We start from the raw sequence: 21,010 nt of genomic DNA on the forward strand, positions 1-21,010 counted from the left end.
CCCGGTCGAGCCGTCCATGCGCGGGCCGGTCCGGGAGAGCGCGCCATTGCCTCTCGACGGGGCTCGCGGCCGGGTTTCTCATGAAACGTCTCACACAGCCCAACGCGCGGGCCGCGGACCCCGTTCCCGGGTCCCCGCCGGTGTCCGGAACCCGCCCCCCCGGGGCGAAGTGGCGTCTCACTCGATGATCCGCACCGGGTCACCGACCCGGATCGTGCCGCGACCGACCGGGACCAGGTTCTGCCCGAAAACCAGCTTGCCGTCTACGCGGCGGTGCCGCCCGAGGCTGTGCAGGGGCTCCCTGCCACGCTCGGCGGTGCCCTGGTCGGTCGTCGTCACGACGCACCGCCCGCACGGCTTGGCGACCCGGAAGTCGACCTCGCCGACGGCGACGCGTGACCAGCCGTCCTCGGCCCACGCGTCGGTGCCGGAGACGACCACGTTCGGCCGGAAGCGGTTCATGGGCAGCGGACCCTCGTCGGCGTGCTCGCCCTCGGCGATCAGGGAGTTGAGGGCGTCGAGGGAGGCCGTGGCCGCGAGCAGCAGCGGAAAGCCGTCGGCGAAGGAGACGGTCTCGCCCGGGAGCGCGTACCGCGGGTCCACGGGCCGGCGCGTGGCGGGATCGTCCAGGTACACCAGTCGTACGTCCGCGCCGAGGAAGGCGCTGCACCAAGCGTGCACGGCCTCCTCCTCCGCGGGGACCGCTTCGACCTTGTCGCGGAAGATCTGCACCACAACGGTGCCCCGCGCGCTGGGGACCGGCACCGTGAGCGGCTCCCGGCCGGGCGCGGACAGCCGGACACCGCCGCCGGGCAGAAGCTCGGCGGCGGCCAGGGCGAGGCGCGGCTGCTGGCGTTGTGTGACGACCTTTCCCCCGTCGTCGATCAGCATCCAGCGGCGGTCTCCGGTCAGCCCCCAGGGCTCCACGACGGCCTCCCGGAGCGCCAGGCTCCGCAACGCCTTGACCGGATGGACGTGGATCGACTGCAGCCGTGCGTTTCCCATGGGGTCATCGTGCCAGGTGGCACCGACAACGCCGGGGGCGGCTCAGTAGCCGCGGTACTGCTGCTGGTTGTACGGGTCCTGATACGGCGCCGGGGCCGGCCGGGGGGCCGCGGGACGCATCGCCTCGTATCCCGCGGGGCCGGGCGCGGCCGGGCGGTGCTGCTGCGGCTGCTGGGGGCCGGGGTACCCGCGCGGTGCGGTCGCCTGGTGCGGGATGTACGCGGCGGGGGCCTGCTGCAGCGGGGCGGGCTGCGGCACCTGCTGCGGGTAGCCGTAGGAGGACTGGGACGGGCCCGCCGGGAGGGCGGGCAGAGCCGACGGGAGCGCGGGCAGGTGGCTGCCCGGCGCGTCGTACGCGGCGGGGACCCGGATCGGGGCGATCTGCGGGGTGCCCCGCTCGGCCACGAGCGAGTCGTAGATCGGAGTGTCCGGGAAGGAGGCGGAGTAGTAGCCGCCGCCATAAGTGGAGCGGGGGGAGGTCATGGCACATAAGTTAAGCCCACGATGTGCTGGTTGGGGAGACCGATAAGAGGGTTGTTTTCCGTGTCCGCAGTGACCTGGCATCCCCAATACGAGCGAACTTGGCAAAATAGGGCATCGCGAGACGCGATTTTGCGGTAAAGGCCGAGTTCCGGGCGGGTTACCGGCGGTTGTCCGGACGTCTTGCCGCACGCCTCGTCGGGCGCGGGCGGCGGGGGGAATAGGTTGGGCGCGGAAAACTTGGCGAACCGCCGGGACGCGGCCCGGTTCGGTGACACGTGATGGGGGCGGACATGTCAATGTCGAAAGGATCGAACACTCCGGTGCCGACGACGGCGCTGCGGGTCGAACTGGGATGGCGATCGGGCCCCGGCGTGCCCGACGCGGACGCCTCGGCCCTGCTCCTGGTGGGTGGGAAGGTACGTTCCGACGCGGACTTCGTCTTCTACAACCAGTCCGCGCACTCCTCCGGCGCGGTCCGCCACGAGGGCAAGCGGGACGCCGGCGGCCGGGTGACCGACAGTCTGATCGTCGACCTCGCGCGCGTGGAGCCCGCGATCGAGACCGTGATCCTCGCGGCCTCCTCGGACGGTGGATCGTTCGGGAAGGTCCCCGGTCTGTACATCGAGGTCCGCGACGCCGCGCAGAACACGGTGGCGGCACGTTTCGACAACCCGGGCGCGACCGTGGAGACGGCCTTCGTGCTCGGCGAGTTCTACCGCCGCCAGGGCGCCTGGAAGTTCCGTGCCGTCGGCCAGGGCTACGACAGCGGGCTCGAGGGCCTGGCCACGGACTACGGCATCTCGGTGGACGAGCCGCAGCAGGCAGCCCCGGCCGCCCCGCCGGCGCCGCCCGCCCCCGCGGTCACCGTGCCGCCGCCGGTACCCGCGGCCCCTCCCACGACACGGCCGGCCCTTCCCGCGGCGCAACCGGCCGCCGCCCCGCCGCCCCCGTCGGCGCCCTCCGCGGAGCCGGTCCGCCTGACCAAGGTCACGCTCACCAAGGCGGCGCCCTCCGTCTCGCTGACCAAGCAGGGCGGCACCTCGGGCGCCATGCGCGTCAACCTCAACTGGCAGGTGCGCAAGCAGTTCTCCGGCTGGGCCCGCAAGCTCGCCCGTCCGGTGGCCATGCACGACGACCTCGACCTCGACCTGTGCTGCCTGTACGAACTCACCGACGGCAGCAAGGGAGTCGTCCAGGCCCTCGGCAACGCCTTCGGGTCCCTGCACCAGCCGCCGTTCATCCACCTCGACGGCGACGACCGCACCGGCGCCGTGACGAGCGGCGAGAACCTCACCGTCAACCTCGACCACAAGCAGTACTTCCGGCGCATCCTCGTCTTCGTCACCATCTACGAGGGAGCGCGCTCCTTCGCCGACCTGCACGCCACGGTCACCCTCCAGCCGCAGTACGGCGCCCCGATCGACTTCTCGCTCGACGAGTGCACGGTGCCCTCGACGGTGTGCGCCCTCGCGCTGATCACCAACACCGGCAGCGACCTGGTCGTCCAGCGCGAGGCCCGCTACCTGGTGCCCGAACGCGGCGTGAGCCCGCAGCGGACGGTCGACTACGCCTACGGGTGGGGCATGAACTGGACCCCCGGCCGGAAGTGAACCCCCTGCCGACGCGGGCGCTCAGCCCTCCTCGGGCACGGCGCCCGGACGGGCGTAGGTGCGGCCCTTCCAGGCCGCACCGCGCCCCCTGTAGTGCTGCACCGCCGAGTCGACCGTCATCAGGAGGTACAGGAACGCGGTGACCGGCAGCAGCGGAGCGAGCCACAGCGCCTGCCGGTAGTAGCGCAGCATCGGCACGTACGTCCCCGCCATCACCAGCCAGGCGGCGGCACCGGGGACGGCCACCGCCGCACTCCCCGTCGCCGCACCCACGACCACCGACGCCGGCGGCACCAGATACACCAGAGCCAGGCCGGCGACCGTTCCGGCGAGCACGAGCGGGTTGTGCCGCAGTTGCGCGTACGCGCTGCGCGAGACCATGCGCCACAGGTCGTGCAACCGCGGGTACGGACGCACACTGTCCACCCGGTCGGCCAGGCCCAGCCAGATCCGGCCGCCGTCGCCCTTGACCGCCCGGGCGAGGGCCACGTCGTCGATGACGGCGTGCCGGATGGCGTCCGGGATCCGCGCCCGTTCGGCGGCCTCGGCGCGCAGCAGCACGCAGCCACCCGCGGCCGCCGCCGTCCCCCCCTTTCCACCGATCCACCGGAACGGGTACAACTGCGCGAAGAAATAGACGAAGGCCGGCACCACGAGCCGCTCCCACACGCTCTCCACCCGCAACCGGGCCATCTGCGAGACGACGTCGAAACCGCCCGTGCGGGCAGCGGCCACCAGTCGGCGCAGACTGTCCGGCGCGTGGGCGATGTCGGCGTCCGTCAGCAGCAGGTACTCGGGCTCACGCGCGCGTGCCAGGTCGACGCCGTGCCGCACCGCCCACAGCTTGCCCGTCCAGCCGGCGGGCGGCTCCCCGGGGGAGGCCACGGTGAGCGGCAGACCCTCATGCCGCCGGGCCAGCTCGCACGCCAGCTCACCCGTGCCGTCCGTGCTGCCGTCGTCGATCAGGAAGACCTCCGCCCGCCCCGGATAGTCCTGGGCCAGCAGCGACGGCAGGCTCGCCGGCAGGACCGCCGCCTCGTCGCGCGCCGGGACGACGACGCACACGGAGGGCCAGGCGTCGGGTTCCTCCAGGAGCGGCAGTCTGACGTCCGTACGCCAGAAGAAGCCCCGGGCGAGCAGCAGCCACAGCCAGGCGGCGAGGGACAGGGCGGATACGGCGGTCACGACGGAAGTCCACGCATCGGCGCTCACGTGAGCAGTCTGCCCCACGGCAGCGGCCCGCAGCGGCCCATCGTCTATGGTGGCCCGGTGAAGATCGCTCTCATGGACTCCGGAATCGGTCTGCTGGCGGCCACCGCCGCGGTACGGCGCCTGCGACCGGACGCCGATCTCATCCTCTCCCTGGACCCCGACGGCATGCCCTGGGGGCCGCGCACCCCCGAGGACCTGACCGAGCGGGCCCTCGCCGTCGCCGAGGCCGCCGCCGCGCACCGTCCCGACGTCCTGATCGTCGGCTGCAACACCGCCACCGTGCACGCGCTGCCCGCACTGCGCGCCCGGCTGGAGCCCGCACTGCCGGTCATCGGCACCGTCCCGGCGATCAAGCCCGCCGCGGCCGGCGGCGGCCCCGTGGCGATCTGGGCCACGCCCGCCACCACCGGCAGCCCCTACCAGCGCGGTCTCATCGAGGAGTTCGCCGGCGACGCGACGGTCACCGAAGTGCCGTGCCCGGGGCTCGCCGACGCCGTCGAGCACGCGGACGAGACCGCGATCACCGCGGCGGTGGCCGCCGCGGCCGCCCTGACACCCGATGCGGTGACGACCGTCGTCCTGGGTTGCACCCATTACGAACTGGTCGCCGAACGCATCCGCGCCGCCGTTCAGCGCCCCGGCGCCCCGCGCCTCGTCCTGCACGGCTCCGCCGGCGCGGTCGCAGCCCAGGCGCTGCGCCGGATCGGTGCCCGCCCCGACCCCGGGGCCCCGGCCGAGGGCACCCTCACCGTGCTGCTGAGCGGACGCGAGGGCACGCTGCCCGCGCCCGCGCTGGCCTACGACGAGGGCCGGCTCCTGCGAGCGGTCACACCCGCGCGCTGACCGGCGGGCACGCCCGGTCGGCCCAGTCATAGCTGTGCGACGAGGTACCCGCGCAGCTAAACGGCAGTAACCTCTTGTCCATGAGGCATCGCCACGGCGAGACCACCCCCCAGCCGGACGTCTGGACCGGACGGGCCACCAACCGGGTCCAGTGGTTCCTGGCGCTCATCGGCGCCGCCTGCATGGCGCTCGGCATCGCGCTGGCCGTCGAATCGGCCTGGGAGTCCGGCGTCGCCCCGCTGGCCATGGCGGTCGTCGGCTGCATCGCGGCGGGACTGTTGGTCCTCTTCGGCACGCTGGCGTTCGTGCACGTCGCCCTGAGAGTCGACGAGGAATGCCTCGAAGTACGGTGCGGCCACATCGGCGTGCCCCGTCGCCGCATCCCCCTCTCGCACGTCGCGGGCGCCGAGTTCGCCCCGTGCGTCACCCCGCGCCACTGGGGCGGCTGGGGCTACCGCTGGCGGCCGGAGAAGGGCACCGCGGTCGTCGTACGGCGCGGGGAGGGCGTGGTCCTGCGCCTGTGGGACGGCCACACCTTCACGATCACCGTGGACGACGCCGAAGCGGCCGTCCAGGTCATCAAGGACCGACTGCGCCCGAAGGCTCCCGGCCCGGCGCGCTGAGCGCGGGGAGGCTCCGGGCGGGGGCCCTCGCGCCCGACGCGGTCACCGCGCGCAGGACGGTGGCGCTACGCGCCGGCCCGGCTCCCTCCCCATCACCGGTACCGAAGCACCCAGCCCTCACCGGGACATCCGGTCGCCCCGCGGTCGTACGCCGCTCGCCCGCGCCGGCGAATCGTCGGCGACGGGGCGGGCCGTGGCAAGTCCCGCGAGGAGCCCCGAGCCCACCGACACCGCGGTGAAACTCAGCGCGTTGCCGACGGCGGCGATCGCCGCGAGCCCGGTGAGGGCCACGCCCGCGGTGAGAACGACCGGCGTGGGGCGCGACGAGCGCCACAGGACGTACAGCGTCCAGCCGAAGGCCGCGCCCAGCAGGACCACGCCGACGCCCTGTTCGGCCGCCTGCTGCCACACCGCCGAGTGGGGTCTGCCGTCGGTCACCGAGGCCTGTGCCGCGGTCGGACTCGGCGACCCGAAACGACCCGGGCCCACCCCGAGCGCGAGATCCCCGCGCAGCAGGTCCAGCGCGTCGCCCCACAACCGCACACGATGGGAGGTCAGCCGCCCCTCCAAGGAGGCGGCCAGTCCGACCGGCACGAAGCTTCCGAGGACCGCCCAGGTCACGCCGGTCACCAGGCCCGCGGCCAGACCCAGCCCCGCGATCCCCGCGCCGCGGCGGCACACGCGGCCCGCGGCGAGCGAGCACAGCAGCACCACCGCACAGACGGCGCAGCCGACGGCCGAGCCCAGGGCAGCCGCGGTCACGGCGACCCCGGCGGCCAGCAGCCGCAGCGCGACCCGTACGGCCGGCACCGGACTGGCCCAGGCCCCGCAGCACGCGGCGCCGGCCGACAGCGCGAGCAGGGCGGCGGTCGCGCCGGCGTGTCCCAGCGGCGCGGTGATCCGCGGCCCGGGCGCGAGGTGCGGGACGACCACCGTCAGGGCGACCCCGGCCAGCGCCGCGGCACAAGGGGCGGCGACCGGAAGGAGCGCCCCGCAGACCCGCCCCGCGGCGTAGCCGGCGGCCACGGCCAGCACCGCGAGCAGCACGCCCTCCGGGCGCCCGTCCCGCGCGGCGGCCGTGATCAGCGACCAGGAGGCGCAGGCCCCGAGGATCAGCACGCCCGCCGTGTCCGCACCGCTCCGTCTGTCGCCGTCCGCGTCCGACCGCGCCACAGACGTCGTCCCCCTCGAACCCACCGCGTCCCGCGCCCGCGTCGCCCCCGACCTGACGGGCCCCGGCCACCCGGCCGGGTCGGGCCGGCGGCTGAGGCTCCGGCACACCGTAGCGGCTGGTCGGTGGATTGTGGACCGCTCGGCACCCGGATGTGCCGAAACGGTGCGGCACCGGCCGCCAGGACCCCGCGGCGCCCCCCGACCGCGCTGTCGGCGGCGCGGTCACCCGCCGTACACTCCGGGGGGTGACAGCCACCGCAACCTCCGTCGGCGAGTCGGACCGGACGCGGCCGCAGACCACGCGCGTCTCGCGCGTCGCCGCGCGGCTCCTGCGCCTCCTCCCGGCCGCCGCCGCCGCGCTCTCCGGAGTGCTGCTCTACGTCAGCTTCCCGCCGCGCACCCTGTGGTGGCTGGCCTTGCCCGCCTTCGCCGTCTTCGGCTGGGTGCTGTGCGGCCGCGGCTGGAAGGCGGGTCTCGGCCTCGGCTACCTCTTCGGCCTCGGCTTCCTGCTGCCGCTGCTGGTGTGGACCGGCGTGGAGGTCGGCCCCGGCCCCTGGCTCGCCCTGGTCGCGATCGAGGCGCTCTTCGTCGCGTTGGTCGGCGTGGGCGTCGCCGCGGTGTCGAAACTGCCGGCCTGGCCCGTGTGGGCGGCGGCGCTGTGGATCGCCGGAGAGGCCGCCCGCGCACGCGTGCCCTTCGAGGGTTTTCCCTGGGGCAAGATCGCGTTCGGGCAGGCGGACGGCGTGTTCCTGCCGCTCGCCGCGGTCGGCGGCACACCGGTGCTCGGGTTCGCGGTCGTCCTGTGCGGCTTCGGCCTCTACGAGGCCGTGCGCCTGGCCGCCCTGGCGCGCCGCACCCGAGAGGTACGGCGGAGCGCGGCGGCGGTGGCCCTCCTCAGCGTGGCCGTACCCGTCGTGGGCGCCGTGGCCGCCCGGCCGCTGGTCAGCGACAAGGCGGAGAACGGCACCGCGACCGTCGCCGTGATCCAGGGCAACGTGCCGCGCGCGGGCCTCGACTTCAACGCCCAGCGGCGGGCCGTACTCGACTACCACGCGCGCGAGACGGAACGCCTGGCCGCCGAGGTCGAGGCCGGCGAGGTGGACCGGCCCGACTTCGTGCTCTGGCCGGAGAACTCCTCGGACATCGACCCGTTCGCCAACGCCGACGCGCGGCTGGTCATCGACCGGGCCGCCAAGGCGATCGGCGCGCCCATCTCCGTCGGCGGCGTGGTGGAACGCGACGGCGAACTGCTCAACGAGCAGATCCTGTGGGACCCGGACAAGGGGCCCGTGGACACCTACGACAAGCGGCAGATCCAGCCGTTCGGCGAGTACCTCCCGTTGCGCTCGCTCATCGGGGCGATCAACGACGAGTGGACCTCCATGGTCAGCCAGGACTTCAGCCGGGGCACCGAACCCGGCGTGTTCACCATGGCCGGCACCAACGTCGGGCTCGTCACCTGCTACGAGGCCGCCTTCGACTGGGCGGTGCGCTCCGAGGTCACCGACGGCGCCCAGATGATCTCCGTACCGAGCAACAACGCGACCTTCGACCGCAGCGAGATGACCTACCAGCAGCTCGCCATGTCCCGCGTCCGCGCGGTCGAGCACAGCCGGACCGTCACCGTGCCGGTGACCAGCGGCGTCAGTGCGATCATCATGCCGGACGGGAGGATCACCCAGAAGACCGGCATGTTCGTGGCGGACTCCCTGGTCCAGGAGGTCCCCCTGCGCTCCTCCGAGACGCCCGCCACCCGGCTGGGCGTGGTGCCCGAGATCGCCCTGGCGCTGGTCGCGGCCGGCGGGCTCGGCTGGGCCGTCGGTGCCGGTGTGCGCGGGCGACGCGCCCGTGGCGTGTAGCCGTACGCCCGCCGCACGCCCCGCGGCCTCGCCCGGAGTGGCCCGACCGGCCCGTTAGGGTCGTGCGCATGGCTACTCCCGACTTCATCCGCGACCTGCGCGCCTCGGCCGGACACCAGCTGCTGTGGCTCCCCGGAGTCACCGCCGTCGTCTTCGACGACGAGGGCCGGGTGCTGCTGAACCGGCGTGCCGACAACCGGCGCTGGTCACTGATCGGCGGCATCCCGGAGCCGGGGGAGCAGCCCGCCGCCTGCGCGGTGCGCGAGGTCGAGGAGGAGACGGCCGTACGGTGCGTCGTCGAGCGGGTGGTCCTCGTCCAGGCGCTGAACCCGGTCACGTACGACAACGGTGACGTCTGCCAGTACATGGACATCACCTTCCGCTGTCGGGCCGTCGGCGGCGAGGCCCGGGTCAACGACGACGAGTCGCTGGACGTGGGCTGGTTCGCGGTCGACGCCCTGCCGGACCTCAAGGAGTTCGGGCAGGCCCGGGTCAAGCAGGCGCTGTCCGACACCCCCACATGGTTCGACCCCACTGGTTCCATCTGAAGTATGGGGCGTGCCCACATGGGGGGTGCGGTGGAGGCTGCCTAGGGTCGGGGATATGACCTCGCCCAGTGTCCTCCCGGCCCCCCACGCCTCCCCGCTCGACCTCGGCGGCCGTACCGCCCTCGTCACCGGCGCCGCCGGCGGCATCGGCCGTGCCTGTGCGCAGCGGCTGGCCGCCGCGGGGGCCAAGGTCAGAGCGGTCGACCGGGACTCCGCCGGGCTGGACGCGCTCGCCGAGAGCTGCGGGGGTCTCGCGGGCAGCGTCGAGCCCCACGTCCTGGACCTGACCGACCTGGACGCCGCCGAACTCGCCGCCGCCGGCACCGACGTCCTCGTCAACAACGCCGGGCTGCAGCTGGTGCGGCCGATCGAGGAGTTCCCGCCGGACGTCTTCCACACCGTGCTCACCGTGATGCTGGAGGCCCCCTTCCGGCTCATCCGCGGGGCCCTGCCCCACATGTACGGGCAGGGCTGGGGCCGTATCGTCAACATCTCCTCCGTCCACGGCCTGCGTGCCTCGGCCTACAAGGCGGCCTACGTCTCCGCCAAGCACGGGCTGGAGGGACTGTCCAAGACCGCCGCCCTCGAGGGCGCCGCCCACGGCGTCACCTCCAACTGCGTGAACCCCTCCTACGTGCGCACCCCGCTCGTCGAGAAGCAGATCACCGACCAGGCCCTGGCCCACGGCATCCCCGAGGAGCAGGTGCTGACCGACGTACTGCTGCGGGACAGCGCCGTGCGCCGGCTCATCGAACCGGAGGAGGTCGCCGACGCCGTGGCCTACCTGTGCGGCCCGCAGGCGTCCTTCGTCACCGGCACCTCACTCGTCCTGGACGGCGGCTGGACCGCGCACTGATCAGGGTGGCGGCCCGCTCACCGAGCCGGGTGGTGCCCTCGGCGGCCGGGGTTTTCCACAGGGCTGCCAGGACGACCGTGCGATGGGGAATCCTGTGAGCATGTCCCGCGATCACGTGCAGTCCGCCGAGCGCTCCGCCCACGATGCCGGAGCGCCGGTCGGCGACGCCGTGGGCCCGGCAGCCGTCGAGACGCCGTTCCTGGAGCTGCTGGCCCGGGGCGCGTCCGCCGACGCCTACGAGCAGCCCGTGCTGCTCGCCCGCGCGGAGGGGGGACCGGCCGAGCGGATCGCCGCGCTCGAACAGGCGAGGAACCTCGCCCTGCGCGTGCGCTCCGAACTGGAGGGCCGGCGCAGGCGTGAGGCCGAGCTGTCCGCACTGTTCGAGACGGCCCACGACCTCGCCGGGCTGCGCGACCTGGACGCGGTCCTGCGCGCGATCGTGCAACGGGCCCGCTCGCTGCTCGGCACGGACGTGGCCTACCTCAGCCTCAACGACACGGCCCGCGGCGACACCTACATGCGCGTCACCGAGGGCTCGGTCGCGGCCCGCTTCCAGCAGTTGCGGCTCGGCATGGGGGAGGGGCTCGGCGGCCTCGTCGCCCAGACCGCCCGCCCCTACGTCACCGACGACTACTTCAAGGACGCCCGCTTCCAGCACACCCGCACCATCGACGCGGGTGTACGCGACGAGGGCCTGGTCGCCATCCTCGGCGTGCCTCTCATGCTCGGCCACCACGTCATCGGCGTGCTCTTCGCCGCGGACCGGCGCGCCCGCGTCTTCGAACGTGAGCAGATCGCCCTGCTCGGCTCCTTCGCCGCCCTCGCGGCAGCCGCCATCGACACCGCGAACCTGCTCGCCGAGACCCGCTCGGCCCTCGCCGGCCTGGAGCGCGCCAACGAGATCATCCGGGACCGCAGCGGCGTCATCGAGCGCGCCTCCGACGTCCACGACCGGCTCGCCGAGCTCGTCCTGCGCGGCGGTGGTGTCCACGACGTGGCCGCCGCCGTCTCCCAGGTCCTGGCGGGCACCGTCGAGTTCACCGAGGCCGCCTCGGCGCCGCCGCGCGCGCTGGAGACATCCCGCGCCGAGGGGCACGCGGTGCGGCACGAGGACGACTGGATCGCCGCCGTCACCGCCGGCGGCGAGCTGCTCGGCGCCCTCGTCCTGCGCGGCCACCCCGGACTCGACCCCGTCGACCAGCTCACCCTGGAACGCGCCGCGATGGTCACCTCCCTCCTCCTGCTCGCCCGGCGCTCCGCCGCCGAGGCCGAACAGCGTGTCCGCGGCGAGCTGCTGGACGACCTGCTCGACGCCCGCGACCGCGACCCGCGCCTGCTGGGCGACCGCGCCCGACGGCTGCGTGCCGACCTGGACGCCACCCACGTCGTACTCGCCGCCCGTCTCGACGCCACCGCGTCCGACGTCGATCAGGAGGCGGACGCGCGCAGACGCCTGTGGGCCGCCGCCTCCCACCTCGCGGCCACCCGTCACGGCCTGGCCGCCGCCCGTGACGGCGGCACCGTACTGCTGCTGCCCCTGACCGCGGGGGACGGTGCCACGGGCCTGGCCCGCCGCACCGCCCGCCAGCTGGGCACGGCCGTCCACGAGGCCGTCACCGTCGGCGCTTCCGCCCCCGTGGAGGATCTCGCCGCCCGCCCCGACGCGGTGGCCGCCGCCTACACCGAGGCCCGACGCTGCCTCGACGCCCTGCGCCTGCTGGGCCGCTCCGGGGACGGCGCCGCCGCCGAGGACTTCGGGTTCCTGGGACTGCTGCTGGCCGGGGACCAGAACGTCTCCGGCTTCGTCGAGCGCACCATCGGCCGGGTCGTCGCCTACGACGAGCGGCGCGGCACCGAACTCCTGCGCACGCTCGACGCGTACTTCGCCTGCGGCATGAGCCCCGCCCGCACCAAGGACGCCCTGCACGTCCACGTGAACACGGTCGCCCAGCGCCTCGAACGCGTCGGCCACCTCCTGGGCGAGGACTGGCAGAGCCCCGACCGTACTCTGGAGATACAACTGGCCCTGAGACTACGTCGGTTGTCGATCCCGGCACAGCACTGACCCCCGTACGCACGGGCGTACGGGGGCCGATGGCAGGGCAGGTCAGAGGGCGCGGGCCCCCGGCGCCCCGGAGGCGCTCCCCTCCGCCTCCTTCATGTCACCTTCTCGGTCCGCGTCCTCGCGAGAGGACATGACCTCGTTGAGGTCCCGGTGGCGGGTCTCCTTCGCCACACCCACGGCGATCAGCGTCAGGACGACCGCGGCGATGACGTAGAGGGAGATCGGGGTGGAGCTGTCGTACTTGTCCAGCAGTGCGGTGGCGATCAGCGGCGCGGGGGCGCCGGCCGCGACGGAGGCGAACTGCGCGCCGATGGACGCACCCGAGTAGCGCATCCGGGTCGCGAACATCTCGGAGAAGAACGCCGCCTGGGGCGCGTACATCGCGCCGTGCAGCACCAGACCCACGGTCACCGCGAGGAGCAGACTGCCGAAGCCACCGGTATCGATCAGCATGAAGAACGGGAACATCCACAGCCCGACACCGGCCGCGCCCAGCAGATACACCGGACGCCGGCCGATCCGGTCCGACAGCGCACCCCAGGCCGGGATGACCGCGAAGTGCACGGCCGAGGCGATCAGTACCGTGTTGAGCGCGCTCTGCTTGGAGACGTCGGCGGCGGTGGTGGCGTAGACGAGGATGAAGGCCGTGATGACGTAGTAGCTGATGTTCTCCGCCATCCGCGCGCCCATCGCGATCAGCACGTCACGCCAGTGGTGCCGCAGCACGGCGACGATCGGAAGCGGCTCGGCCTTCGCCTTGCGCGTCTCGGCCTGCGCCAGCGCCTGCTTGAAGACGGGGGATTCGTCGACGGACAGACGAATCCACAAACCGACCATGACCAGCACTCCGGAGAGCAGGAACGGTATCCGCCAGCCCCAGCTGTTGAACGCGGAGTCCGACAGCACGGCCGTCAGCAGCGACAGCACGCCGGTCGCCAGCAACTGCCCCGCCGGCGCCCCGGTCTGCGGCCACGACGCCCAGAACCCGCGCCGCCGCGCGTCCCCGTGCTCCGACACCAGCAGCACGGCCCCGCCCCACTCACCACCGAGCGCGAAGCCCTGGACGAGCCGCAGCACGGTCAGCAGCACGGGAGCGGCCGTGCCGATGGTCGCGTGCGTGGGCAGCAGCCCGATCGCGAAGGTCGCCCCGCCCATCATCAACAGGCTGAGCACCAGCAGCTTCTTGCGCCCGAGGCGGTCACCGTAGTGCCCGAACACCAGCGCCCCCAGCGGACGCGCGGCGAACCCGACGGCGTATGTCAGGAACGACAGCAGCGTGCCGACCAGCGGGTCGGAGTCCGGGAAGAACAGCTTGTTGAAGACGAGAGCGGCGGCGGAGCCGTAGAGGAAGAAGTCGTACCACTCGATGGTGGTGCCGATGAGGGAGGCGGCGACGATGCGCTTGAGTTTGTTCTGTGCTGGTGGAGCGGTTGCGGGCGACGACATCGGCACCACTTCCTGAGGTTCTGCGGGGACGGTTGTGTGTCGCCATACCGTAGGAACATGCAGGTCAGCGGCGTATGTGGCGGGGCACCATAGTTTGATGCGTGTGTGTGCGCGCTCACACCATGAGATACCTTGTCGGGGCCCTCGCGGACTTGGACCGGAGTGGACCGGAGTACTGGCTGGTACCGCAACGCGGTGGGCGACGTCCCGGCCGACCGAGGGCTTCCCCGGACGTACGCGGGCCCCGGCCGACAGGGGTCGGCCGGGGCCCGCGGTTCAGGACGCGGCGCTCACCGCTCCTGGTCGCACATGCCTTCCTCCAGCTCGTGGATGTCCCGGTCGCCCGAGCCGACACAGGTCCAGCGGTCGGGGTCCTGGTACTCCCAGCTGGCTGGATCGGCGAGGAGGTCGTCCAGGGCCTGACCGGTCACCGCTTCGCTGGTGAGGTGCGCGGGCCATTCGTCGGACTGGAACACCTTGATGAAACCGAGGCGCTGCCAGCAGCGGATGAGGCGGGAGAAGCGCGGGATGTGCTTCTTCCACTCCTCCTCGTCCTCGCTGTCGGACCAGTCGGCCAGCAGGGCCCAGAGGTCGGATCCCTCTCCTCCGTTGATGAAGAGGCAGTACTCGTCGTCTTGCAGGTCCTTCACGGATTGCGTCCCTCCACACTCAGTCCAGGGTCGGATTGCCGGCCAGCGGAATGCGGATGGGCTTCTTCTTGCCCTGCTGGATCTTGACATACGGGCCCCGGTGGAGCGGGTCGTGCATTTCGTAGGATCCGTCTGCCTTCTTGGCGTTGTTGCCCGCCTCGAAGACCATGGCGCCGCCGTCGATCCTAATCATGAATCCGCCGCCGGTCGCCGAGTGCGAAGGCTTGCGGTCCTTGCCCTTGAGCAGCTTGTCGAGCTCATCCGCCGTGGCACCGCGCAACGACTCGGGGTCGTCCAGGCTACGGGTGATCTTGGAGGCGTCCTTGGCCTTCTCACCCGCCTTGACGGCGTCGTCGAGCCGCTCCAGCTGCTTCGGGAACTTCGCGAGGTCGCCGAAGAACGGGATGAAGCCCGCCATGCCGAGCGATGCGCCCGCCACGTCCTTCTCGTCGGCCGAGCGCTTCACGTCGTACGCGTCGCAGCCCGTTCCGAGGATCGGGATCCAGCCGCAGCCGATGAGCAGCAGCTCCTTGACCAGTTCCGGGTTGCCCTGCTCGCCCATCATGCCCGGGCAGACGGGATAGCCGGAGCCTGTGCCGTTGCAGCTGTTGCCGGTGTTCACCGAGTTGTCGGTCATGGCCGGTGCGCCGGTGGTGGTGCACTGGTTCATGCCCATCGCGTAGTAGCACTTGGTGGTGCCGGTGCTGCTGGCTTGGACGGTGCCGCCACCGCCACTGTTGCCGCTACCACCGCCGCCCCAGCCGCCCCAGCCGCCTCCGCCGCCGCCCAGGATGCCGCTGCCGAGGACGGCGCCGACCGTGGCGATCACGGCCCCCACCACACCGCCGATGGCGGCACCGATGAGGCCGAGCAGGCCGCCGAGGCCGCCGTTCTTCTTGAGCCCCGTGGGGTCGCTGAAGGTGACGGGCGAGTTGTCCGCGTAGGCGTAGCCGTTCATGGACTGATGCGCGTCCAGGCTGAGGACCGGGTCGACGCTCAGGAACTGGCCGATTGCGGGGTCGTATTCGCGAGCCCCCACGTGCGTCAGTCCGGTGTCCTTGTCGGCCGGTTTGCCGAGGAAGCCCTTGTCGTCCGGCCAGGACGACACCGCGGCACCCCGGCTCTCGCCGAAGGGCGAGGTGAAGCGCTTGGTGACCGCATAGGTGGTGGCGTCGAGCGCGACGCTGGACGTGCCGTGGTGGTCGGCGGCGAGGAAGCTGAGCTTGCTGCCGGAGGTGCCGCTCACCGCGGTGCGCACCGCGATGTTCTGACCGTTGGCGGTGTAGGAGCGCGTACCCGAGAGGGTCTTCGTCGTTCCCTTGACCGTCAGGCGCACCTCGGTGCCGCCGAGGTAGAGGACCGTGTCGCCGTCACCCTTGGCCCGCCGGATGAGCAACTCGCCGTCGGCGTCGTAGAGATAGCTTGTCTCCGCGGTGCCCTCGGTCGTCCTGAGCAGCTTGCCCTCGGCGTTCCAGTCCAGGGTCTGCTGAGCCTTCGGGCCGGGACGCCTGGTCGTGTTGCCGGTCTTGTCGTACTCGTAGCTGCTGCTCACGCTCCCGGTCGTGGTCTTGGTCAGCGGATGGGGCTGACCCGTGGGTGTGTTGCCGTAGGCGTAGTCGGTCGTGACGGAGCCCGAGGTCTTGTGCTCGGTCCCGGTCTCGCGCTGGCCCGCCTCGTTGTAGGTGTACGAGGTCCAGTACGGCGCGGCGCCGTCGATGTTGGTCCGCGTACGGCCGGCGGCCGAGCAGTCAGCCGTCCTCGGCGTCCAGGCCTCGGTCAGCCGGCTGTGACCGTCGTAGGCGAAGCACTGGTAGTCGGGCTTGGCGGTGCCGCCCTGCGTGGTGCCGTCGAAGATCGACGTGACATTGCCGGCGTCGTCCTGGGTGAACTTCAGCTCCTGCGGCATATAGCCGTGCACGTCATCGGTGACGTAGGAGCGCACCAGGCGCCGGGTGCCCGCTTCGTAGTCGTAGTTGAGATACGCCTTCTTCGCGGAGCTCGCACCGTTCGTGCCGAGCGTGAGCTGGCGAAGATCACCCTGCGGGGAGAACGCCGCGCCCTGGAGATAGCCGCTCGTACCCTTCGAAGTGAGCTGCTGTCCGGTCGCGTTGTAGGTGTACGAGACGGTCTCGCCCGGGAGGCCGCCGACCGCGGGCTGCGAGGCCTGCGAGACGGTGCCGTCCAGGCGGTACCCGGTGGTGAAGGAGAGCGTCTGCGGGACGCCCGCCTTCACCAGCTCGTCATCGGCCGGGAGCAGCATCTGGCTGGTCTCGACCGCGTACTGTGCCGAATACCTGGTGACCTTCGCCGTGTACGCCTTGCCGGTCAGGCCGCCGTCGTAACGGGTCGCCGTGTCCTGCTGACCCTTGGCGAGGGTGTCGAAGGTCCAGGCGGCCAGCTTGTTGGCATCGGTCCTGTCCGTCTTCCACATGCCGGTACGGCGGTCCAGGACGTCGTAGTCGGTGAGCAGCTTCCTGCCCTCGGCGTCCGTGGAACTGGTCAGCCGGTCGAGGGAGTCGTACCCGGTGAGGGTGGTACCGGCGTCCGGGTCGGTGGCCTTGGTGAGCCGTCCGAACAGGTCGTACTCGTAGGACCACTTGGCTTCGTCCGGCCCGGTGATGGTCTTCTGCTGACCGGCCGGTGTGTACGTGTACCGCGTGCTGGTGAATCCGGTGCCTTCCGGCTTCGTGCCGCCGTACTCGCGGCGCTCGGTCGTCCGGCCCAGCGCGTCCGTCACCACGGCCGTGGCCTGTCCGCCGCTGGGCGCGGTGGTGGCCGCCGTGTCACCGGTGTAAGTGGTCTGCGTGGACCAGCGGACCGTGCCGTGGGTCTTGGTCGTCTCCTTGGTGGGCCTGCCCGCACCGTCGAACTCGGTGTCGACCTGCTTGGGCGCCTGCCCGCCGTCGATCTGCACGGCGGTTCCGGAAGGAGCGGCGCTCTCGTCCCAGACGTCCGCCTGCCGCGTGACCACGAGGCCCCGCGAGTCGTACAGGGTCTGGCCGATCAGCCGTCCGCCCACCGGCGTGGGCGACTGCGTCTGCCGCGGACGCAGCAGCGAGTCGTAGATCTCGTACGAGGTGTTGTAACCGGAGCCGTCGCCCTTGAGGGTGCTGGTGGCCACCCAGGGCAGCGCCGAGTTCGTGACCTTGTACGCGTAGGTGCGGTTGGGTGTCTTGCCCAGCGCCTTGGAGCGGTTGGGCAGCCACACCTTCGTGAGCCGCCCGAGGCTGTCGGTCTCGGACTCGGTGACCTTCCCGTTGGGGTCGGTGACCTTCACGGCCGAGCCGGTACCGATGTCCACCGTCGTGGTCGTCTTGAACTTCTTGGCGTCCTCGGCGGCGGTGGCGGTCAGGGGGCCGCTCGCCGCCGGGGTGTACGTCACGGAACTGGTGACGGTGCCGCTGGTGTTCTTGACGGTGAGCGCGCGCCCGAGTGTGTCGAAGGTTGTGCTGCTGACCTTCTGCCAGGCCGGGACGCCACCGGCGTACGCCTTCGCACGGCCCGTCCACGACGGATTGCCCTTCGTGGGCTTCTGCGTCGCGCTCCATCCGGTCGCCGCGTCGTTGTCGTAGACGATCGCGGTGTCCTCGACGACATCACCGGGACGGGCGGAATCCGTCGGCAGGACGAGCGAGGCATCGCCCACCGAGCACGGCTTCGCGACCTTGCGGGTGCGCGAGACGAGGGAGCTGATGCCCTCGTCCGCGTTGCGCGCGTACCACGTGCGGGTGCAGGTCTCGTCTCCGCCGACCGCGTCGTCGCCGCGGTCCTCGACCGTCTCGGGCATGCCGAAGCCGTCGTGCGTGGTGACGGTGGTACGGACCCGGTCCTTGGCCGTGCCACCGGAGGTGACGTTGGTGCGCTCGTGCGTGGCACCGGTGCGCACGTAATACGCCTCGATGTCCGCGTACGACTTGTGCTGGGTCGCCGTCCGCTTCGACCACGGGTCGGCGATCGAGCCGGACACCTCCGCCGTGCCGTTGTACGTGACCGTTTCGCGTACGAAACCCGCGTACTGGTCGGAGTCGGTGATCTCACCGGCCTTGATGCCGGTCACCTTGGCGGTCTTGCGCTTGTCCGGGTCGGGCGTCTTGCCGTCGGCGCCCAGGACGCGGTCGCCGTTCATACCGCGCATGTAGACGGTGGCGGTCTTGTTCTGCGTGGTGTTGCTCGCGCCCGTGAGGTGCGTGACCTTCTCGAAGCCACGCCAGAGCGACCAGGTGCGCTCCTTGGCCGGGGTCAGCGGATCGTCGTTGTAGTGCCAGGCACCGCCGCCCGCGTACTGGTAGCTGTGCTGGACCGCCTCGGCGCCGCCGAACGGGTCGGTCGTGGAGACCGCGCTGACCGGGTACTTCTGGAACCAGTCGAGGATCGGCTCCTGCTCGCCGTTGGGCGACCACTTCACCGGGTAGCAGCGCCGGGTGTTCTCGTCGACCTTGGGCATGGTCTGCCCGCTGACGCAGTCGGCCGCCATGTAGGAGACGATCGTCTGCGCGCCCGCTTCGGAGGTGATGGTCTTCAGCCGGGGCCGCTCGAAGGAGAGGATGTCGTCGGACGCGCCGTCGACCCGGTTCGGCAGGAAGACATGCGTGAACTTCACCGGATCCATGGCGAGATCGGCGCCGCGCTTGCCGGTGCGCTTGATCTCGTCCAGCCACAGCGACTGGTCGGTGGAGTCACCCGTGTCGCCCGGGTCAAGGTACAACTGCTTGAACGACCAGTTGTCGATCGTCGCGTACGCGGGTGTGGTGGCCGCCGCGTCCCACGCATACGTGGTCACGCCCGTCATCCGCTTGCGCGTGAAGAACGAAGGGCCCACGTTGCCGGTGCACTTGTCGCCTTCCTTGCAGAGGGCGTCGTAGGGCACGTCGGGCCAGTTGTCCCGCTTGTCCTCGGTCAGCGCGTCACAGCCGGTGCCGGTGGCCAGACAGCGCTCGGCGTAGGCGAAGACCACCTTGTTGGAGGCGGCGGGGGTGGCGGAGAACAGGGCGCCGGCGCGCTGGCCGTAGCGGATCTCCTCGAGGTAGCCGCCGCGCGTGTACGCGGTGCCGGTGGTGTCGTCGCCGAGCTTGTCGTAGTGGTTGACCTCGTCCTCGTACCAGTACGTGGACGCGTTGCCGTGGGTGTCCTCGACCAGGTCGAGGTTCCAGCGCCAGGCCTGCTTCTTGGCGCGGCCCGAGAAGCTGGTGCCGTCCGCGTAGCCCGGCTCCCCCTCGTCGTCACCGAACACCGGCACGGTCCACACCGACTTGGTGCGGTCGTCGGTGCCCGCCCCCGCGAGCTTGTTCAGGCCGAAGGTGTAGACGGTGCCGTCGCCCGTGGTGAGGGTCCAGTACTCCCCGTTGTCGTCACCGTTGTCGGCGCCCGTGTGCCGTACGACCTTGGACGCGTCGTCGTTCTTCAGGCGCCACTCGCCGCTGGTGTCGTCCTTGACCAGTTCGGTGGACTGGCCGTTCAGGACGATGGAGGCGTTCTCGTATTTCCAGCACAGGTCGTACTTCTCGTCCTGGCCGTCCTCGTCGCACGAGCCGTACTGCCGCTCGATGTACGACGAGGTGATGTCGAAGCCCTCGCCGAGCGCCGTGCCCTGGTTGTTGGTCGTCGCGGTACGGCCGTCGACGCTGCCGGAGTCGTAGGAGATCTCCAGCTCCGGTTGCGGGCCCGCCGCGGCCGGCGGCGTACGGAGCGGATACGTCCAGGTGAAAGTGCCGGAGGAACCGCCGGCCTCCCACGTGGAGGAGGCCGCGAGGGGCGTGGCACCGAGGTCGCCCGCGCCGGACTGCGAGCCTGCGGCCAGCGCGAGAACCATGGTCCGGCCGCCGGCGCTCCTGGCCGGCGCGAAGCTGAGCGGGGCGCTCAGCTCGTTCGCGGCCCGCTTGTTCGTGGACTCCAGAGGCGTACGCGTACGGCACTTGGCCCTCGACGGGTCGTCGAGCGCACAGCCCGGCAGCTCCTGGAGCTGGAGCCGGCCGGCCCAGTCGGCGCCATAGGCGGACGCGAACGCCGAATAGTCCAGAGTCAGTTCCGCCGTGCCGCCGCCCTTCGGTCCGGTGACGGCCAGGGCGATGCCCTTGACGCCGAGGGAGGAGGCGGTCTTCTGGTCGAGGACGTTGACCTCGACCTCGGAGGCGGCGCGCTTCCGGCCGGCGGGCTGGTTGAGTCTGACCGGCAGCCTGCCGGGCTCGGCAGCAGGATCGTCCTGAGTCAGCTTCGCCGTGCCCTTGTCGGGCCAGGTGACCGACCGGTCCTGATCGGTGCGGGCGCGCTTCGCGGCGGCCGCGTCGGCCTTCGCACCGTCCGACACGGCGCGCGCGGCCTTCGCGTTGGCCTCAGCGGTGAGCGGCGAGACCTCGGCCGAGCGTGCGTCCTTCAGATCGGGGCGGCCCAGCGGATCGGGTTTGTCCGCCGCGAAAGCGGTCGGTGACAGCAGGCCCGGGAGCATGGCCAGGCCCACGCCCAGAGAGATCCGCCGCACCCAGCGGCCACTCCCGGGCTCATCGGGCCGGCTGCTTCTGAGCAGCCGGTATTTCCCCAAGGGATTCATGAAGGTGTTCCTTCTGCGCCCGGACCGTCGGCCGGGCATGCTGCGACCCCGCCGTGCACGGCGGAGGTCAAGGTGGTGTGGGGGAGGTCGGCC

General features: G+C 71.9%; 14 protein-coding genes. 7 read left to right on the top strand and 7 right to left on the bottom strand.

Features of this window, described 5'->3' with window-relative positions; all coding sequences use genetic code 11:
• Nucleotides 1–177: 177 nt before the first annotated feature.
• Both ACFW48_RS05380 and ACFW48_RS05385 read right to left on the bottom strand, forming a co-directional pair.
• Nucleotides 178–1,005, bottom strand: coding sequence for an MOSC domain-containing protein (locus ACFW48_RS05380; protein ID WP_386310665.1), 828 nt, complete (start codon nt 1,003–1,005; stop codon nt 178–180).
• 42 nt (nt 1,006–1,047) lie between these two features.
• A complete protein-coding gene (locus tag ACFW48_RS05385; protein WP_210959348.1) occupies nt 1,048–1,488 on the bottom strand; it encodes a DUF6643 family protein in 441 nt (146 codons plus the stop codon).
• A gap of 296 nt (nt 1,489–1,784) precedes the next feature.
• On the opposite strand from ACFW48_RS05385, the gene ACFW48_RS05390 reads away from it, so the two are divergent.
• Nucleotides 1,785–3,098, top strand: coding sequence for a TerD family protein (locus ACFW48_RS05390; protein ID WP_386310667.1), 1,314 nt, complete (start codon nt 1,785–1,787; stop codon nt 3,096–3,098).
• Nucleotides 3,099–3,119: 21 nt separating this feature from the next.
• Here ACFW48_RS05390 and ACFW48_RS05395 read toward each other — a convergent pair whose 3' ends face one another.
• Nucleotides 3,120–4,328: a glycosyltransferase gene (locus ACFW48_RS05395; protein ID WP_386310668.1), complete on the bottom strand. Its 1,209-nt coding sequence runs from the start codon at nt 4,326–4,328 to the stop codon at nt 3,120–3,122.
• Nucleotides 4,329–4,367: 39 nt separating this feature from the next.
• On the opposite strand from ACFW48_RS05395, the gene ACFW48_RS05400 reads away from it, so the two are divergent.
• Together ACFW48_RS05400 and ACFW48_RS05405 are read left to right on the top strand one after the other, a co-directional pair.
• Nucleotides 4,368–5,153, top strand: coding sequence for a glutamate racemase (locus tag ACFW48_RS05400; protein ID WP_386310670.1), 786 nt, complete (start codon nt 4,368–4,370; stop codon nt 5,151–5,153).
• An 80-nt stretch (nt 5,154–5,233) separates the two neighbouring features.
• A complete protein-coding gene (locus ACFW48_RS05405; RefSeq protein ID WP_386310672.1) occupies nt 5,234–5,776 on the top strand; it encodes a hypothetical protein in 543 nt (180 codons plus the stop codon).
• A 117-nt stretch (nt 5,777–5,893) separates the two neighbouring features.
• Here ACFW48_RS05405 and ACFW48_RS05410 read toward each other — a convergent pair whose 3' ends face one another.
• A complete protein-coding gene (locus ACFW48_RS05410) occupies nt 5,894–6,895 on the bottom strand; it encodes a hypothetical protein (protein WP_386311134.1) in 1,002 nt (333 codons plus the stop codon).
• A gap of 299 nt (nt 6,896–7,194) precedes the next feature.
• Here ACFW48_RS05410 and lnt point away from each other — a divergent pair, with 299 nt between their 5' ends.
• From lnt to ACFW48_RS05430, 4 genes are all read left to right on the top strand, one after another.
• Nucleotides 7,195–8,808, top strand: a complete 1,614-nt coding sequence (gene lnt, locus ACFW48_RS05415; RefSeq protein ID WP_386310673.1) for an apolipoprotein N-acyltransferase — start codon at nt 7,195–7,197, stop codon at nt 8,806–8,808.
• A gap of 68 nt (nt 8,809–8,876) precedes the next feature.
• On the top strand, nt 8,877–9,356 hold the full coding sequence (locus ACFW48_RS05420; RefSeq protein WP_386310674.1) for an NUDIX domain-containing protein: 480 nt from the start codon (nt 8,877–8,879) through the stop codon (nt 9,354–9,356).
• 55 nt (nt 9,357–9,411) lie between these two features.
• Nucleotides 9,412–10,212, top strand: a complete 801-nt coding sequence (locus ACFW48_RS05425) for a 3-hydroxybutyrate dehydrogenase (protein ID WP_386310676.1) — start codon at nt 9,412–9,414, stop codon at nt 10,210–10,212.
• 100 nt (nt 10,213–10,312) lie between these two features.
• Nucleotides 10,313–12,277, top strand: coding sequence for a helix-turn-helix domain-containing protein (locus ACFW48_RS05430; protein WP_386310677.1), 1,965 nt, complete (start codon nt 10,313–10,315; stop codon nt 12,275–12,277).
• Nucleotides 12,278–12,319: 42 nt separating this feature from the next.
• Here the strand turns inward: ACFW48_RS05430 and ACFW48_RS05435 are convergent, their stop codons facing one another.
• From ACFW48_RS05435 to ACFW48_RS05445, 3 genes are all read right to left on the bottom strand, one after another.
• Nucleotides 12,320–13,723, bottom strand: a complete 1,404-nt coding sequence (locus tag ACFW48_RS05435) for an MFS transporter (protein ID WP_386310679.1) — start codon at nt 13,721–13,723, stop codon at nt 12,320–12,322.
• Nucleotides 13,724–14,013: 290 nt separating this feature from the next.
• The gene (locus ACFW48_RS05440) at nt 14,014–14,373 is read right to left on the bottom strand and encodes a hypothetical protein (protein ID WP_210959326.1); all 360 of its coding nucleotides are present in this window, start codon (nt 14,371–14,373) and stop codon (nt 14,014–14,016) included.
• 19 nt (nt 14,374–14,392) lie between these two features.
• The gene (locus ACFW48_RS05445) at nt 14,393–20,917 is read right to left on the bottom strand and encodes an RHS repeat-associated core domain-containing protein (RefSeq protein WP_386310681.1); all 6,525 of its coding nucleotides are present in this window, start codon (nt 20,915–20,917) and stop codon (nt 14,393–14,395) included.
• Nucleotides 20,918–21,010: the final 93 nt, after the last annotated feature.

Origin of the sequence: Streptomyces sp. NPDC058812 (genome assembly GCF_042744565.1) — a bacterium.
GTDB classification, from domain to species: Bacteria; Actinomycetota; Actinomycetes; order Streptomycetales; family Streptomycetaceae; genus Streptomyces; species Streptomyces thinghirensis.